This is a genomic window from Silvimonas terrae (assembly GCF_014202765.1).
In the GTDB taxonomy this organism is placed as follows: Bacteria; Pseudomonadota; Gammaproteobacteria; order Burkholderiales; family Chitinibacteraceae; genus Silvimonas; species Silvimonas terrae.
Genome location: NZ_JACHHN010000004.1, coordinates 493,041 through 508,291, shown reverse-complemented (window position 1 = coordinate 508,291; position 15,251 = coordinate 493,041). Strand labels below are relative to the sequence as shown.

Annotated in this window: 14 protein-coding genes; 4 read left to right on the top strand and 10 right to left on the bottom strand. The window is 58.5% G+C overall.

Annotated elements, in window-relative coordinates; translation table 11 throughout:
* Positions 1 to 20 precede the first annotated feature (20 nt).
* The 3 genes from HNQ50_RS12350 to HNQ50_RS12340 all read right to left on the bottom strand — a co-directional run bounded on the left by HNQ50_RS12350 (position 21) and on the right by HNQ50_RS12340 (position 4,308).
* Entirely contained in the window at positions 21 to 1,685 is a 1,665-nt protein-coding gene (locus HNQ50_RS12350; protein ID WP_184101116.1) for a response regulator, read from the bottom strand.
* Positions 1,682 to 3,841, bottom strand: a complete 2,160-nt coding sequence (locus tag HNQ50_RS12345) for a UvrD-helicase domain-containing protein (RefSeq protein WP_184101114.1) — start codon at positions 3,839 to 3,841, stop codon at positions 1,682 to 1,684. Before HNQ50_RS12345 ends, HNQ50_RS12350 begins: the two co-directional genes overlap by 4 nt.
* A 146-nt stretch (positions 3,842 to 3,987) precedes the next feature.
* Complete coding sequence (locus tag HNQ50_RS12340) at positions 3,988 to 4,308, bottom strand: H-NS histone family protein (protein WP_184101112.1); 321 nt, start codon at positions 4,306 to 4,308, stop codon at positions 3,988 to 3,990.
* 507 nt (positions 4,309 to 4,815) lie between these two features.
* Between HNQ50_RS12340 and argB the strand changes: the two genes are divergently transcribed.
* From argB to HNQ50_RS12325, 3 genes are all read left to right on the top strand, one after another.
* Positions 4,816 to 5,694, top strand: a complete 879-nt coding sequence (argB, locus tag HNQ50_RS12335; RefSeq protein ID WP_184101110.1) for an acetylglutamate kinase — start codon at positions 4,816 to 4,818, stop codon at positions 5,692 to 5,694.
* Positions 5,695 to 5,782: 88 nt separating this feature from the next.
* Complete coding sequence (locus HNQ50_RS12330; RefSeq protein ID WP_184101108.1) at positions 5,783 to 6,238, top strand: CBS domain-containing protein; 456 nt, start codon at positions 5,783 to 5,785, stop codon at positions 6,236 to 6,238.
* A 77-nt stretch (positions 6,239 to 6,315) separates the two neighbouring features.
* On the top strand, positions 6,316 to 6,990 hold the full coding sequence (locus HNQ50_RS12325; protein ID WP_184101106.1) for a pyrimidine 5'-nucleotidase: 675 nt from the start codon (positions 6,316 to 6,318) through the stop codon (positions 6,988 to 6,990).
* 479 nt (positions 6,991 to 7,469) lie between these two features.
* Here HNQ50_RS12325 and ntrC read toward each other — a convergent pair whose 3' ends face one another.
* The 7 genes from ntrC to HNQ50_RS12290 form a co-directional block, all read right to left on the bottom strand.
* On the bottom strand, positions 7,470 to 8,879 hold the full coding sequence (gene ntrC, locus HNQ50_RS12320; RefSeq protein WP_184101104.1) for a nitrogen regulation protein NR(I): 1,410 nt from the start codon (positions 8,877 to 8,879) through the stop codon (positions 7,470 to 7,472).
* Positions 8,876 to 9,973: a nitrogen regulation protein NR(II) gene (glnL, locus tag HNQ50_RS12315; protein WP_184101102.1), complete on the bottom strand. Its 1,098-nt coding sequence runs from the start codon at positions 9,971 to 9,973 to the stop codon at positions 8,876 to 8,878. Before glnL ends, ntrC begins: the two co-directional genes overlap by 4 nt.
* Before the next feature lie 336 nt (positions 9,974 to 10,309).
* Positions 10,310 to 10,795: a DUF4124 domain-containing protein gene (locus tag HNQ50_RS12310; protein WP_184101100.1), complete on the bottom strand. Its 486-nt coding sequence runs from the start codon at positions 10,793 to 10,795 to the stop codon at positions 10,310 to 10,312.
* Between the two features lie 26 nt (positions 10,796 to 10,821).
* On the bottom strand, positions 10,822 to 11,109 hold the full coding sequence (locus HNQ50_RS12305; RefSeq protein WP_184101098.1) for an Rdx family protein: 288 nt from the start codon (positions 11,107 to 11,109) through the stop codon (positions 10,822 to 10,824).
* 27 nt (positions 11,110 to 11,136) lie between these two features.
* The gene (locus HNQ50_RS12300) at positions 11,137 to 11,760 is read right to left on the bottom strand and encodes an HAD-IA family hydrolase (RefSeq protein WP_184101096.1); all 624 of its coding nucleotides are present in this window, start codon (positions 11,758 to 11,760) and stop codon (positions 11,137 to 11,139) included.
* Between the two features lie 372 nt (positions 11,761 to 12,132).
* On the bottom strand, positions 12,133 to 13,644 hold the full coding sequence (locus tag HNQ50_RS12295) for a sensor domain-containing diguanylate cyclase (RefSeq protein WP_184101094.1): 1,512 nt from the start codon (positions 13,642 to 13,644) through the stop codon (positions 12,133 to 12,135).
* Positions 13,645 to 13,733: 89 nt separating this feature from the next.
* The gene (locus HNQ50_RS12290) at positions 13,734 to 14,324 is read right to left on the bottom strand and encodes an O-methyltransferase (protein WP_184101092.1); all 591 of its coding nucleotides are present in this window, start codon (positions 14,322 to 14,324) and stop codon (positions 13,734 to 13,736) included.
* A 321-nt stretch (positions 14,325 to 14,645) separates the two neighbouring features.
* Here HNQ50_RS12290 and HNQ50_RS12285 point away from each other — a divergent pair, with 321 nt between their 5' ends.
* Entirely contained in the window at positions 14,646 to 15,185 is a 540-nt protein-coding gene (locus tag HNQ50_RS12285; RefSeq protein ID WP_184101090.1) for a fimbrial protein, read from the top strand.
* The last annotated feature ends 66 nt before the right edge of the window (positions 15,186 to 15,251 follow it).

The following is a 15,251-nucleotide window of genomic DNA, read 5'->3' as shown; positions in this document are numbered from 1 at the left end:
CTTGATGACCGTCGCGCGGCTCAGGCCGCAGCAGGCGGTTGTTGCTGGCCGCTGGCATCAATCCCGAAGCGCGTGCGTGTACGGCGCATGGCGTCGGCCAGTTGGCGCGCTTTGCCATTGGTGGGGTCTTGTTTGCGCACCCGCGCCAGATAGCGTTGCGCCATGTCCATGTAATGATCGTTCCAGCCCTGCTGATTCACGCAAGAAAGCAGCGTGTTCACGGCATTGAGCAGCAACTGCACATTGCCGCTGCGGCCATGCAAGGCATTGATAAACATGTCGGCAGCCGCGGAGAGATTACCATCTCGCACCGCATTGACAGCGTCATTATTGAGCTGGCTCAGATCGCGTGTGACCTCCGCCACCATTTGCCGGCCAATTTCCGGTTCGCCCAGGCCGTGGTACAGGCTTTCCACGCTGGCGATCACGGCCGGGTCATCCGATGCCGCGCCCAGCGCGCTGCGCACCAGTGCCGCACCGGCTTCCTGGCGGCGGCGGGTATAGGCCTGGCGCGCGGCTTCAATCAACACGCCGGGCAGCGGGTCATCCTGCTCACGCAGGGTTTCGCAGGCATGTTCAAACAGTTCGGCTGCGGCTTTGCGATCATCCAGTTTTTCCAGCGCTGCGGCTTCGATCAGCTCACAGATTGGCTCGACGGCCTCGTTGGCGCTGGAGACCTCTCGGCGTAAACGCTGGATGGTGCGCCGCGCGCCGCCAATATCATCCCGCGCCAGTTGCACGCGGCCCAGTTCACAATAAAGCGAGATGTCCGGCCAGAAAGAGCCGCGTGACAGGTTGAGCGCCTGGGACAGGGCGTTTTCTGCGGTATCCAGTTCGCCATTACGTTCCGCCAGCCTCCCCAGCGCGGTCTGGCGTTGTGCGGTCAGGGGGGAGCGTTGCAGGGCCTGGGCTAGCGTGGCCTGGGCGGCGGTCATGTCGCCTTGCACGCTCAGGGTGCGCGCCAGCCAGTCGTAGGACTCCATGGCCAGTTCGTGGTCGCGTTTGACGGTCTCAAAGCATTCACGCGCCCGTTCGTAGTCTTTCAGGCCAAAGTGGGCCTTGCCCAGACCCAGCCGCGCCCAGGCGCTATCCCGCAAATCCAGCGCGGCGGTGCTCGATTCCACGGCAGACTGATGTTCACCCAGCCGCAGCAGTAGAAACGTCTTCATGCGCAGGAAGTCTTCTGCCTCGTTGGGCGGGCGCAGGGCCATTTCCCGGTCGCAGGCACTCACGGCGCCCAGGTAATCGCCGGCCCGTACCGCGTTATCGATCGCGCGAAAGCGCGCCTTGCGTCGCTGTGCGCGATTCAGGCGGTCAATGAAGTCACCGGTCGAGAAGGGCTTGAGCAGATACCCATCCGGCACCAGTTCCGCCGCGCCCATGACCTGGGCCTGGCGGCGCTCACCCGTCACCATCATGAAGATGCAGGATGGTTTGAGCAGGTAGTGCTGTTGGCAGGCTTCAAACAGATGCACGCCGTCCATGCCGCCGCCCAGATCGTATTCGCACAGCACCACGTCATAATCGTGATTCTGGATCAGTCCCAGCGCGGCAGTCTGCCGATTGGCGTAATCAATGGTCGCGACGCCTGCTTCGGCCAGCGCCTGGCCCAGCGCCGCGCGGGTTTCGCTGGCGCGGTCGATGACCAGGGCTCGGGCGTTGATGGTGGCGTCGCTGGCGGTCATCCTTTTACAGCCTCCAGTTTGGCATAGGCCACGGCCAGCCATTTGGTGCCCAATTGACCAAAATCGACCTGGATATTGCCGTTGCTGCCGCCTTCATGATTGAGCACGACACCAAGACCGAATTTGGGATGCCGCACTTTCATGCCAATCGCAAGACCATGATCCGGCGTTTCCAGATGGCGTGGTGTGGTGGGCGGTGCATACCAGTCGCTGGTGCTGCTGGTGCTACTGCTGCCGAAGCTGTTGGGCGCGTAACCACGGTTGAGGTATTTAAGTAGTGTGTCGGGCACTTCATTGAGAAAGCGGCTGGCCGGGGCGTAGCGCATCTGCCCATGCAACATGCGGCTTTGTGAGAGCGAGATAAACAACCGTCGGCGCGCGCGCGTCATGGCCACGTACATCAGCCGGCGTTCTTCTTCCAGCCCCTTGGGATCAGACAGGCTGTTGTCGTGCGGAAACAGCCCTTCTTCCAGCCCGGTCAGGAACACGCTGTGAAATTCCAGCCCCTTGGCGGCATGGATGGTCATTAACTGTACGGCGGCCTCACCGGCTTCGGCTGCGTGCTCGCCGCCTTCCAGCGAGGCATTGGCCAGAAAGGCGACCAGGTTGTTTTCGTCTTCTGTCACAAACCTGGTGGCGGCGCTCACCAGTTCGTTCAGGTTGGCGAGGCGCTCTTCGCCTTCTTTTTCGTTCTGATAGAACTCGTACAGGCCAGAAACCGATAACACCATGTTGATGAGGTCCGGCAGCGCCATGCCTTGCGCCTGCACGTGCATGTTTTCGATCATCAACACAAAGCGGCCCACTGCCGCCGCACTGCGCCCGCTACCTGCACTGCATGCGGCCTGCCACAGGCTGCTGCCGGAAATCCGCGCGGTATCGGTCAGGGTTTCTATCGTGCGATTACCAATGCCACGCGTGGGGAAATTGATCACCCGCAATAGCGCATTGTCATCGTCCTGATTGGCGATCAAACGCAAATAGGCCAGCGCGTGTTTGATTTCCTGACGCTCATAAAAGCGCAAACCGCCATAAACCCGGTAGGGCAGGCCAGCCGCGACGAGAGCATGCTCAATAATCCGGGATTGCGCATTGGAGCGATAAAGAATGGCGATCTCATCCAGGGCAATGCCATCACGCTGCTGGGCTGATATTTCATCGACCAGAAAGCCGGCTTCTTCGCTATCGGTGGCGGCCTCATACAGGCGGATTGGCTCGCCCGCATCATCATCGGTCCACAATTGTTTACCGAGGCGATCACGGTTATGTTCGATCACCGCGTTGGCCGCGTTCAGGATATTGCCGTGGGAACGATAATTCTGTTCCAGCCGGATTACATGTTTGACCTCGTAATCTTTCTGGAAGTCCAGCATGTTGCCCACCCTCGCGCCCCGAAAGGCATAAATGGACTGGTCGTCATCACCCACGGCAAATAATGCGCTGTCCGGGCCGGTAAGCAATTTCAGCCATGCATATTGCAACTGGTTGGTATCCTGGAATTCGTCCACCAGAATATGCTTGAACCGGCTGCGGTAATGGGTGCGCAACGGTTCATTACGTTCAAGTAATTCATAGCAGGCTAGCAGCAATTCAGCAAAATCAACCACGCCTTCACGCCGACATTGGGATTCATATTCGGCGTAAATCATGCGCTGGGTGCGGGAGTATTCATCCCATGCCTGCGCCTGAGCGGCGCGAATGCCGGCTTCTTTGTTGCCGTTGATATATTGCGCAATGCTGCGCGGCGGATAGCGCTCATCATCGGCATTGAGCGTTTTCATTGCGCGCTTGATTGCCGCTAACTGGTCTTGTGAATCCAGAATGGCAAAACCCGCAGGCAAACCTGCATCACGATGGTGCAGGCGCAGCATGCGGTTACACAAACCGTGAAAAGTGCCCACCCACAAACCACGTGGATTGAGGGGCATCATGGCGGTAATGCGCGCCAGCATTTCTTTGGCCGCCTTGTTGGTAAAGGTCACGGCCAGCAAGCCTGCCGGGCTGATCTGCCCCGTGGACAACAACCAGGCAATACGGGTGGTCAGCACCCGGGTCTTGCCGCTGCCGGCCCCGGCCAGAATCAGCGCGTGTTCTGCAGGTAATTCAACAGCGGCGCGCTGTTGCGGGTTGAGCGATGCGGTAAGGGGGTGGGACATGCCGGGCTTTTTATGCAGGATATCAACCTCACCATTGTACCGGCAGTCTTAGTCGCTCAGGGGTATTGCCGGTAACAAAAAAGGCAGCCATTGCGGCTGCCTTTTTTTATTTAGTACGTGCACCAATCCAGATTGGCGCCGCGCAATCAAACGCGCAGGTCTTCCAGCGATTTGCCTTCGCTCAGCCACTTGAGAGCCCATTGCGGCTTGCGGCCACGGCCAGACCAGGTCTGGGTCGCATCTTCCGGATTGCGGTATTGCGCCTTGCTTGCAGAAGCGGCTTTCTTGCCCGCTTTTTTGCCTTCCAGGCCCAGCACTTCGTTCAGCGAAAAACCCTTGGCGGCTGCAAGTTGCTGCAGTTCATTAATCAGGGTGACCTTGTCGGTTTCCTTGCGGCGGATGATTTCAGCATCAAGGTCTTTTTGCAGCTTGTACAGTTGCGGCAGGTTCAGGCCGGACAAATCCATTTGGTTGCTCCTATGTTCAGCACAGCAATGGTGTTTTGATGATGCATTGCGCAACGTGGCCGGAGCCTTGGTAATACTTGCCAAGAGGCAAGACAGAACAATGTGCGCACGCAAGAAAAAATTAAATCCCTGATCCGATTATGCATGCTGTGTTTTGTCTATTCAAGTGCGGTTTGTAATTGCCTGACCCGTGAAGATAGCCAATTGGCAGATATATATGCACTGACTTAATCAGTAAATGTTTATCCACATGCCTGATCTCTTTAATTTACTGCGCCAGATCAGCAAGACAATCAATATCCAGAAGTAGTGACTTATTGCCAGCACGGCTGCGTAATCAGGAGGGCCGAAACCGGTTGACCGGAGCGCTCGTAAATAATTCCCCGCAGGGGCGAAAACGATCTTCCCGCGTGCGGCTACGCCTTGTCACACTATTGTTTTGCCGATTGGCGATACTGCGCTGGTACAATTGCGCCTATCCGAACTCGCCTTTGCCTGGACACAGTCATGACTGAAATTTCCGCCCAACAGAAAGCCGAAGTGCTCTCCGAAGCGCTGCCCTATATCCAGCGTTTTTTCGATAAGACCATTGTCATCAAATACGGTGGCAATGCCATGATCGACGAAGAGCTTAAAGAAGGCTTTGCCAGCGACGTGGTTCTGCTCAAGCTGGTGGGCATGAATCCGGTGATCGTGCATGGCGGCGGGCCGCAGATCAATGAACTGCTTGATCGCATTGGTAAAAAAGGCGAGTTCATCCAGGGCATGCGCGTGACCGATGCCGAGACGATGGACGTCGTGGAAATGGTGCTGGGCGGCCACGTCAATAAAGAGATTGTGTCTCTGATTAACAAACATGGTGGCAAAGCGGTGGGTCTGACCGGGCAGGACGGTCACTTTATCCGCGCCCGCAAGATGTATCTCAAAGGTGCCAACGAAGACGAAATGATCGATATCGGCCAGGTGGGCGAAATTGAAAGTATTGATCCGTCGATCGTCGCGCATCTGGATGCACACGACTTCATCCCGGTCATTGCGCCGATCGGGGTGGACCGCGAAGGCGAAAGCTACAACATCAACGCCGATCTCGTGGCTGGCAAGCTGGCCGAAGTACTGCACGCTGAAAAGCTGATCCTGATGACCAATACGCCGGGCGTACTGGATAAGCAAGGCAATCTGTTGACCGGCCTGACCGCCGCCAAGATTGACGAACTGTTTGCCGATGGCACGATCTCCGGCGGTATGTTGCCGAAGATTTCGTCCGCGCTGGATGCGGCCAAGAACGGGGCCAAAACGGTGCATATCATTGACGGTCGCGTTAAACACGCGCTCTTGCTGGAAGTGCTGACCAGCCAGGGCGTCGGGACCATGATTCGCGCCAACTGACCGGCGGTTTCTGACAAGTACGGTTGCAAGCTGGCGTGCGGGGTCTAGATTAATAGAACCCTCGTTGTTGTTCCTGGAGAACTACATCATGAAGACCGCACGTCAACTGCTGGCTGAAAAGTCGATACACGGCACGGTGACCGTATCGCCGCAAGCCACGGTTTATCAAGCTCTGCAGGTTCTGGCTGACAAAAATATCGGGGCAGTTCTGGTCATGGACGGTGACGTTCTGGCCGGCATTTTTTCTGAGCGTGATTACGCGCGCAAAGTGGTTCTGATGGGCAAGACCTCGGCCGGGACACCGGTTTCCGAGATCATGACCTCCAAGCTGATCTGTGTGACGCCAGAGGCCTCGGTGGATGAATGCATGGCCATCATGACCGACAAGCGCATTCGCCACTTGCCCGTGGTAAACGATCAGGATGAGCTGATTGGCTTGTTGTCCATTGGTGACCTGGTGCGTGAAACCATCGCCGAGCAGGAGTTCCAGATCGAACAGCTGGAAAGCTATATCCACGGCCGCTCTTCCCCCATGGCGGCCTGACCCGAGCCTGTGTACTTTTAAAAAGCCGGCCTGTGCCGGCTTTTTTCATGGGCGTAATTGAATCTTGATGGAGCCGCATGCACGCATCCCGCGCCCCGGTCTGGCTGTTTGATCTGGATAACACGCTGCACAACGCCAGCCGCCACGCGTTTCCGGTCATTGACGCGGCCATGAATCGTTACATGGAAGACACGCTGGGTGTGGATGCCGACACGGCCACGGCCTTGCGTACCGACTATTGGCGGCGCTATGGCGCAACCTTGCTGGGCTTGTTGCGGCACTACCCGCATGCGATCAAGCCGCATGATTTTCTGGCTGCTGCGCACCCATTGGCCGATCTGACTGCCCAGTTGCACCCCATGCCCGGTTTGCGCCGCACACTGGCACGATTGCCCGGCCGCAAAATCCTGTTTACCAATGGCGCACGGCTTTATGCCGAGGCGATGGTCAGAGGTCTGGGCATCGAACGCGAATTTATCGGCATTCATGCCATTGAGCACGGCCGGTTCAGCCCGAAACCGCAGCCCGCTGCGTTCCGGCATATCTTGCGTAAATACCGGCTACAACCGGCGCAGTGCATCCTGGTAGAGGACTCACTGGACAATCTGCGCATGGCGCGGCGGTTGGGGATGAAAACGGTGTGGTTGCGGCCGCATCGGCGCGGGCATGCGAGTGTGGATGTGTTGTTGAAGCGGCTGGATGGGTTGGCGGAGCGGTGGCGGGGAATGAGTTCCGTTTCGTCAGTTGTTTGACACCGTTGCGGAGCCGTAGACCGGATGAAGGCCAATGGCTGGGAATTCGGGGCGCTCATGCCAGAAAAGAATGTGCCCCTGGCGCGCGTTGCCATCCCGGATTCCCGTTTCGCTTCATCCGGGCTACGGTGTTTGCTTGCAGTAGATGGCCATTAACAAGCTGAATTAACCCCGAAGAGCGTGCAGGAATCCAGTCCGCACCCCGGCTGGCTATTTGCAGCAACGTAGCCCGGATGAAGGCCAACGGCCGGGAATCCGGGGTGCTCGTGTCAGAAAAGAATGCAGCCCTGGCGCGTTGCCACTCCGTATTCTCGCTTCGCTTCATCCGGGCTACGGTAAGGGAGGAACCCCTTTTGAACGCGCCCGGACACAAAAAAAGCCGGTTTCCCGGCCTTTGCGGGGCGGCGCCCATGCTTGCGTCGCCCCGTCGCGCGTAAACGGCGCGCCCCACGTACTGGCAGGTGCGCAAAACGTACCGTTTACACTTCGTCGTCCATACCCAGTTCCTGAATCTTGCGGGTGAGCGTGTTACGCCCCCATCCCAGCAATTCTGCCGCTTCAATCCGTTTGCCGCCAGTATGTGCCAGCGCTCTTTCAATCACGGTCCGCTCAAAGGCGGGCATGATCTCGTCCAGCACGCGGCTTTCACCCTTGGCGAGGCGCCCGCCAATGTCAGCGGCCAGTGCGGCGCGCCAGTCGCCATTGCCCGCCAGCACCACTCCATCTGCGCTGTCTGGGCTTTCATTGATTTCCGGTGGCAGATCGCTGCCTTCCACAATGGCGCCAGGCGCCATCACGGTCATCCAGTGGCACAGGTTTTCCAGTTGCCGCACGTTGCCGGGGAAGCTGAAATTGCTGAGTGCAGTCATGGCTTCTTCGGATAGCCGCTTGGACTCCACGCCCAGTTCGGCCGCGGAGCGGGAGAGGAAATGTTTCGCCAGCAGCGGGATATCCTGGCGGCGTTCACGCAGGGGCGGCAGGCGCAGCCGGATCACGTTGAGGCGGTGGAACAAGTCCTCGCGAAAGCCACCGTGCTTGACGCGGTCTTCCAGGTTCTGGTGCGTGGCGGCGATGACGCGCACATTGGCCTTGATCGGGGCCTGCCCGCCGACGCGGTAGAAGTAACCGTCTGACAACACGCGCAGCAACCGCGTTTGCAGATCGGCCGGCATATCGCCAATTTCATCCAGAAACAGTGTGCCGCCTTCGGCTTGTTCAAAGCGACCCTGGCGGCGTGCTTCTGCGCCGGTGAAGGAACCGCGTTCATGACCAAACAGTTCGGATTCCAGCAAGTCTTTGGGGATGGCGGCGGTATTGATCGCAATGAAAGGCCGGGCCGAGCGCGGGCTGTGGCGATGCAATGCGCGCGCCACCAGTTCTTTACCTGCGCCGGATTCCCCGGTGATCAGTACCGTGGCGGCCGATTGCGACAAGCGGCCAATCGCCCGGAATACATCCTGCATGGCTGGTGCCTGGCCCAGAATGTCCGGGTTGGAGACCGGCGCTTCTTCGCCACCACCTTGCCGTGCGCCTTCTTGCAGTGCGCGCTGGATCAGGGCAATGGCCTGATCGACATCAAACGGCTTGGGCAGATATTCAAAGGCGCCGCCCTGAAAAGCCGATACCGCGCTTTCCAGGTCTGAATGCGCCGTCATGATGATCACCGGCAGGCCGGGATAATCCTTTTTGACCAGTTCCAGAAAGGTCAGACCTGATTCACCGGGCATGCGGATGTCGCACACAATGGCTTCAGGCACTTCCCGGCCCAGGCGGGCCAGGGCTTCGGTTGCGGATGCGAAAGAGGCGTGTGCGATGTTTTCACGAGCGAGCGCTTTTTCGAAGACCCAGCGGATGGAACGGTCGTCGTCGATGACCCAGACAGTACTCATGGATGCTCCGTGGCTTTGGTTGTATTTGTTTTTTCAAATCCCTGCCAGCCATTGAGCGGCAGCAGCATATTGAAACAGGTGTAACCGGGGCGGCTGTCGAAATCGATCATGCCGTGGTGCTGGTTGATAAAGGTGTGGGCCAGATGCAGGCCAATGCCCGTCCCGCCCGGCCGGCCAGAGACCAGTGGGTAAAACAGCGTCTCTTTCAAGTGCTCGGGAATCCCCGGCCCGTTGTCGATGATCTGCAACTGAATGGCGATCGGGAAGCGCTGGCGGTTCAATGTCACCTGCCGCGCCACGCGGGTACGCAACATGATCTCGCCCACGCCATCCATGGCCTGGATGGCATTACGCATGATGTTGAGCACGGCCTGGATCAGCTGTTCGCGATCGCCAATCAGTGAAGGCAAGCTGGTGTCATAGTCACGCTTGATCGCCAGACCGTTGGGTGTCTCGGCCAGCATCAGGCTGCGCACGCGCTCCAGCACTTCGTGGATCGAGAGTTCGGCCAGTTGCGGCAAGCGGTGCGGGGTCAACAACCGGTCCAGCAAGCTTTGCAGCCGCTGTGATTCCTCAATGATGACCTGCGTGTATTCCTTGAGTTGCGGGTCGTGCAGCTCCCGCGACAGCAATTGGGCCGCCCCACGGATGCCACCGAGCGGGTTCTTGATTTCATGGGCCAGATTGCGGATCAGCTCTCGGTTGGCTTGTTGCTGCGCTTGCAACCGTTCTTCATTGGCAATCTTGCGTTGCTGGTCGATCTGGCGGATTTCCGCCATCGCGGCCGCTTCCGGGCACTCGATCGGGCTGGCGGTCAGCGACACATACACTTCGCCATGCGTCGTGCTGAGTGCAATCTCATGCTCGGTCAGGCTGACATTGTTCAGGCTGGCATTGGATAGCGCTTGCGCAACCGGGTTGTCCGGCCCCAGACATTCAGTAAGGGCCATACCCAGGCAGTCATCGCGCAAGCCCAGCAGATCAGAGGCCGCCGGGTTGTAATAGACCAGCGCGCCGTCGTCACGCGTGGCAAGGACCGCGGCGTCCAGAAATTCCAGTCCGGCAAAGATGGCAGGTATAGGGCTTTTGGTCATAGGGTGCGGTCTATGAAATCGTGGATCAAACAGGCACGAAGCCTGGCGTAACTGCTTGTGGCGGCCCGCCGCTTCTTCATGCGGGATCATTAAGCAATTAGCGGGCCAGCCTGTAACAGCGCACAAACGAAGATTTGCGCTAGCGCAAACTATAAAATGCACCACATGAGTGCATTATAGGGTTTGATCTGGTGCATTGCCCCTGTATGGGGATCAACATCGCAGCGGGACGTGCCGGCTGTGGTGCAGGATGGGGCGCACCAGGAGTCAAAAGCGGGCGATACAAAACAAAACGCCCGCAAGGTGCGGGCGTATGGGGCAAAAACAGACAAGCACCTAACGGTCGCGTGCCATTTCCTGTTGCAGGGCGGCGACGTTTTTCTCGTGCAGCGTGGCGTTGTCACGCAACCGTGCCACCCGCTCCTGATACTTTTGCGGGTTGGTTTGCGCCTCTGCACTCGATTGCGCGTCGGCCAGGGCCTTGCGCGCATCCGTGAGCGCTTGCTGTTCAGTCGCCAGTTCATCGTTGAGGATTTGCTTGCGGTTGGTATCGCGCGATTTTTGCGTGGCCGCATCCACCCGCGGGAAGTTGGCCGGGCTGGGGGCGGCCACATTGCTGCCGCCGGTGCTGCTCTTGCCACGGCTTTTGCTGCCCATGGGGATCGGATCGGTATACACCCGGATCGCACCTTTCATGGGGATATTGGAAAACGTGACACGACCATCGCTATCGACAGACTTGTAGATATCGGCGTGCGCAGGCCAGGCGGCCACGACCAGTGCGGTGATGGCGGCAAAACGGAAAAAGGACAAACGGGACATGGGGCGGAACATTAACACAGCCTGTCTCAAGCCGGTCGGTCACTATGACCGAGCGGCCGCTCTGGCGCGATCAAATCCCGTACGCGCTGTTTAAGTTCTTTGGCTTCCGGAAAACGACCCTCGACCTTGCGGTCCCAGATCACCTCGTCCTGGCAGTGCACCACAAATACACCGCCCGTCCCGGGTTGCAGGGCGACCTCGCCCAGTTCTTCGGCAAAGGTGGATAACAACTCTTGCGCCAGCCATGCCGAACGCAACAACCAATTGCACTGAGTGCAGTAAAGAATACTCACGCGGGGTGTCGCACCGGGCATGACGAACTCCAGATCAGGACAAACACATCAGAAAGACAGACCCAGTTCACGCAGTGCTGACTCAGTCTGCGCCGCACTCACATGATGGATGCCATGCCAGCCTAACGCACCAGCCGCCGCTGCGTTGGCCGCGTTGTCATCAATGAACACCAGTTCTGCAGGCGCCAGGTCTGGCAGGTCTTGGGCGATGCGGCGGAACATCTCGTGATAGATGGCGGCATCTGGCTTGATGAGCTTGAGCCGGCCGGACACCACGATGTCTTTGAAGCGGTGCAGAAACGGGTAGTTCTCCCACGCGTAGGGGAAGGTTTCCGCCGACCAGTTGGTCAATCCATAAAGTGGGATGGCCGCGTTTTCCAGATCTTCCATCAGCTTGATGCCTTCAGGCAGCGTACCGGCCAGCGTTTCTGGCCAGCGGCCGTAGAAGGCACGGATCAGCTCGGCATGATCCGGATATTGCGCAATCAACATCGCGGTGGCATCCGCCAGCGTGCGGCCGGCGTCTTGCTGCAGATTCCACTCGCCGTTGCAGACATGCTGCAAGAACCATTGGCGCTCTGTGGCATCCGGGATCAGTTCGCGGTAGAGGTATTCCGGGTTCCAGTCAAACAGGACGCCGCCAAAATCAAAAACAACTGCACGCACGGTCATGGAGTTAACGCCGGGTTATGCGGGGATGGGACGGTTATTGTAGCCGGGATGAGGAGTGAGGAGTGAGGAGTGAGGAGTGAGGAGTGAGGAGTGAGGAGTGAGGAGTGAGGAGTGAGGAGTGAGGAGTGAGGAGTGAGGAGGGGGAAGGATGCATACCCCGGACTCGTCATTCCGGCCCTGAGCCGGAATCCAGGTGTAAACAGGTGTGCCGCAGGCACTGCAAATGGTTTGTCCGTGGTTTGTCAGAGCAAGCCCACCTTTGGTAGGCAGACTGGATTCCGGCACAAGGGGGCCGCCGAGGACCGGAATGACGAAGTGGTGGTGTGCGTGGAATTCTGGTGCTCACAATCTGAACACCTCACACCTCACACCTCACCCATGCTTCACCGGCAAATCATTCGCTGGCAGTTCTGTCTCCAGCACCACCCGGTTCCGGCCATATTCCTTGGCGTGGTAAAGCGCATGGTCGGCACGGGTCAGCAGATCGTCCAGATCGGCATCGCTCGGGCGCAGGCGGGCGACGCCCATGCTGGCGGTGATGCGCACATACAAACCGCCATCCAGCGGCACATGCGTTGCGGCAATGGCCATGCGTAGTTTTTCGGCCACTTGTTCTGCATCATCGAGCGAGGTATCGGGCAGCACCACCACAAACTCCTCGCCCCCCCAGCGGCCAAAACTGTCACTGGCGCGCAAGGTTTCGCGGAAGGTATGCGCCACGGCGCGCAACATCAGATCACCCACAAGGTGGCCGTGCGTGTCATTCACCATTTTGAAGTGGTCCAGATCCAGCAGCAGGATCGAGAGCGGCGTGTCTTGCCGGCGCGCCATCAAAACGGCCTGGGCGCAACGGCGCTGCCATTCGCGGCGATTGGGCGCACCCGTTAGTTCATCGGTTGTCGCCAGTTCTTTCAGGCGCTCGTTGGCCTGCGCCAGGGCTTCCGTACGGGCGGCGACTTCGGACTCCAGCTGCACGCGGTGACGTTTGATCAACTCCTGCGCCAGGGCCAGGTATTGCAGCATGATGGTGGTCGAGAACATGAACAATTGCAGGTTCACAAACGACATCGCCGGGTTGCCGCGCACAAACGGACCAAGGTGGAACACCGTGGCCGCAGAAATAAACACTGCGGTACCCAGCATGGCTACAACCATACCCGGCAAACGAAACCGCACCGTGGTTGCCAGCAGCACCGGCAGCAACAGGATCAGCACTGGCGGGTAGATGAATAGGGCAGAGCCCAGAATCAACAGGATCAACACCGCAGGCCACAGGTGGCGCAGTGCATTAAAGCGCAATTCCCAGCGCCCCCGATCCCGCCAGACCACGTAAGCCGGGGTGGCCAGCAAGATGCCGGCGAGGTTGGACAACACCAGCATCACAAAATGACGGGCCACGCCGGAGATCGACGCATCTGGCAGAGCATGGCAAGACCACTGCAGCAGCGTCATGAACGGCGCCGTGGTGACGGCGGGCACTGTGCACACCCAGAACCAGAACCAGATCAGGTCTTGTGGCTGGCGCAGAAAATTGGCGTGATGGCGTGTTTCATGAATGCGCCAGGCACGCATCGCCAGCCAGGCTTGCAACGCGTCCAGCGCGGCGGCGGCCAGGCCCATGCGCCAGGCCATGCTCAGACCGGTAATCTGTGCCGTAACCGGAATACATACCAGCAAACTGGCCAGCCATACGCACACTAGCCCCGGCCGCCCCAACACCAGCATGGCAACCACGCCCACACCACTGGGCAACCAGATGGCCGATACATTGTCGCCCGGTAGCGCACCCGCACCCACGCTGAGCCAGCCGCTTAAGACCTGAATGATCAGGAGTGGCAGGAAATAACGCAGGCGAGAACGCAGTGGCAGATTGAATGTAAACATGCAGAACCGGTGTATGGGTGGGTTGGTGCATAGCCCCACGAGGTTACGCTTTCTTTGTTGGTAAGGAAAGAGCGCATGGATATTCGGTTTTAATCGGGGTGTTTGACGGCAATGAGCTCACCTTTGCCTACGGGGACAATACTTGTCTCGAAAGCAGTGTCTATTTTTATGAGGGCATAAAAGTCCGCCATTTCTGCTTTGTGCGATATGAAGTTGTCCACAATCAGCACGCCACCGGGTCGCAAAACCCGCGCCAGCACAGGCCACCAGGCCGCATATTGCTGCCGGTCCGAATCCAGAAACACCAGATCGCACGAGGCCGGATGCGCTTCTGCCAGATAACGCCCGGCGTCGTCATGCACCTGATTGATATGGGCCGCCAATCCGGCGCGGGCAAAATTGGCGCTGGCCATGGCGACTTTGTCTTCAGCGTATTCCAGCGTTGTTACAAGCCCGCCGGTGGTTTGCGCGGCTTGCGCCAGCCACAGCGTGGAATACCCGTTGGAGGTGCCAATTTCCAGAATGCGCCGCGCGGCGGTGGCGAGCACCATCACCGCCAGAAACTCCCCGGTATCCCGCGTGATATTGAGCATGCGCCGGCCGTGCCCGGTTTCCTGGCTGTCATTGGCTTCGCCAAATTGTTCCAGCTCGGCCTTCAGATTTTGCAAAGCGGTGTTCATGGCAACGACTCCCTGGGTGGACCGACGCTGAGTGAATGACAAATGAATCAAGGAAAAGTGCGGCAGGCCCCGCGCGCGTCCAGATTTGCCGCGAGCACTCCCGCGTGGCTTTGTGCCGCCCTTCAGTTTCTCAAAATGACCTATGGCGCAAATCGTTGACCAGAAAAAAGTGAACCCCTGCGCCGCTCTTTCGAATTAGTTCGATATTTCCCGAATTTACCGGGTGACATCATTCAGCCATCCCACTGAATCTCAGGCGAATCATGCATGGTGAAAGGGGAGTCACATTTTTGTATTTTCAAACTGAAAGGTATGTTCACCATGAAAAAGCATCATCTTCTTTCCATTGTTATGGCCGCTGTTGTGGGCGCAGTTGCTGCGCCGGCTGCCATGGCGTCTGACGGCACCATCACCATCAATGGTGAATTGACCGCAGCGACATGTGCCGTGGTCGTCGGTGGCGACGGTGGTCAAAACGGCACAGTGACCTTGCCCAAGGTTTCTACTGCCGCTTTGCCGAACGCCGATGATGTGGCCGGCCTGACCTGGTTCAAGTTGTCCCTGAGCGGCGACGGTTGTACCAGCGCAAGCGCCAAGGCTGGTTTTGAATCCAGTGCCACGACCAATGCAGCAGGTCGCGTCATTGCTGCCGGCACCGGCGCTGGCGTTGACTTTGAACTGGTGAACGCAGACCAGTCTGCCATCAAGGTAGGCACTGCCAGCACCATCCAGGGCGGCGCTATTGACTCGGCTTCCAAGACTGGCGAGATCACTTACGGTGCACGTTATCACCGCAATACCGACGCCCTGAAGGCCGGTCCGGTATCGGGTTCCGTGACCTACACCATGATTTACAACTAAGCCTCGCTTTACTCGCGCCGCGCTGAAACGCCCGCGAATCGACCCGCGGGCGTTTTATTTTTTCTG

Coding starts and splice junctions, on each gene's coding strand:
- HNQ50_RS12350 (WP_184101116.1), bottom strand. CDS start 1,685: ATGACCGCCAGCGACGCCACCATCAACGCCCGAGCCCTGGTCATCGAC.
- HNQ50_RS12345 (WP_184101114.1), bottom strand. CDS start 3,841: ATGTCCCACCCCCTTACCGCATCGCTCAACCCGCAACAGCGCGCCGCT.
- HNQ50_RS12340 (WP_184101112.1), bottom strand. CDS start 4,308: ATGGATTTGTCCGGCCTGAACCTGCCGCAACTGTACAAGCTGCAAAAA.
- argB (WP_184101110.1), top strand. CDS start 4,816: ATGACTGAAATTTCCGCCCAACAGAAAGCCGAAGTGCTCTCCGAAGCG.
- HNQ50_RS12330 (WP_184101108.1), top strand. CDS start 5,783: ATGAAGACCGCACGTCAACTGCTGGCTGAAAAGTCGATACACGGCACG.
- HNQ50_RS12325 (WP_184101106.1), top strand. CDS start 6,316: ATGCACGCATCCCGCGCCCCGGTCTGGCTGTTTGATCTGGATAACACG.
- ntrC (WP_184101104.1), bottom strand. CDS start 8,879: ATGAGTACTGTCTGGGTCATCGACGACGACCGTTCCATCCGCTGGGTC.
- glnL (WP_184101102.1), bottom strand. CDS start 9,973: ATGACCAAAAGCCCTATACCTGCCATCTTTGCCGGACTGGAATTTCTG.
- HNQ50_RS12310 (WP_184101100.1), bottom strand. CDS start 10,795: ATGTCCCGTTTGTCCTTTTTCCGTTTTGCCGCCATCACCGCACTGGTC.
- HNQ50_RS12305 (WP_184101098.1), bottom strand. CDS start 11,109: ATGCCCGGTGCGACACCCCGCGTGAGTATTCTTTACTGCACTCAGTGC.
- HNQ50_RS12300 (WP_184101096.1), bottom strand. CDS start 11,760: ATGACCGTGCGTGCAGTTGTTTTTGATTTTGGCGGCGTCCTGTTTGAC.
- HNQ50_RS12295 (WP_184101094.1), bottom strand. CDS start 13,644: ATGTTTACATTCAATCTGCCACTGCGTTCTCGCCTGCGTTATTTCCTG.
- HNQ50_RS12290 (WP_184101092.1), bottom strand. CDS start 14,324: ATGAACACCGCTTTGCAAAATCTGAAGGCCGAGCTGGAACAATTTGGC.
- HNQ50_RS12285 (WP_184101090.1), top strand. CDS start 14,646: ATGAAAAAGCATCATCTTCTTTCCATTGTTATGGCCGCTGTTGTGGGC.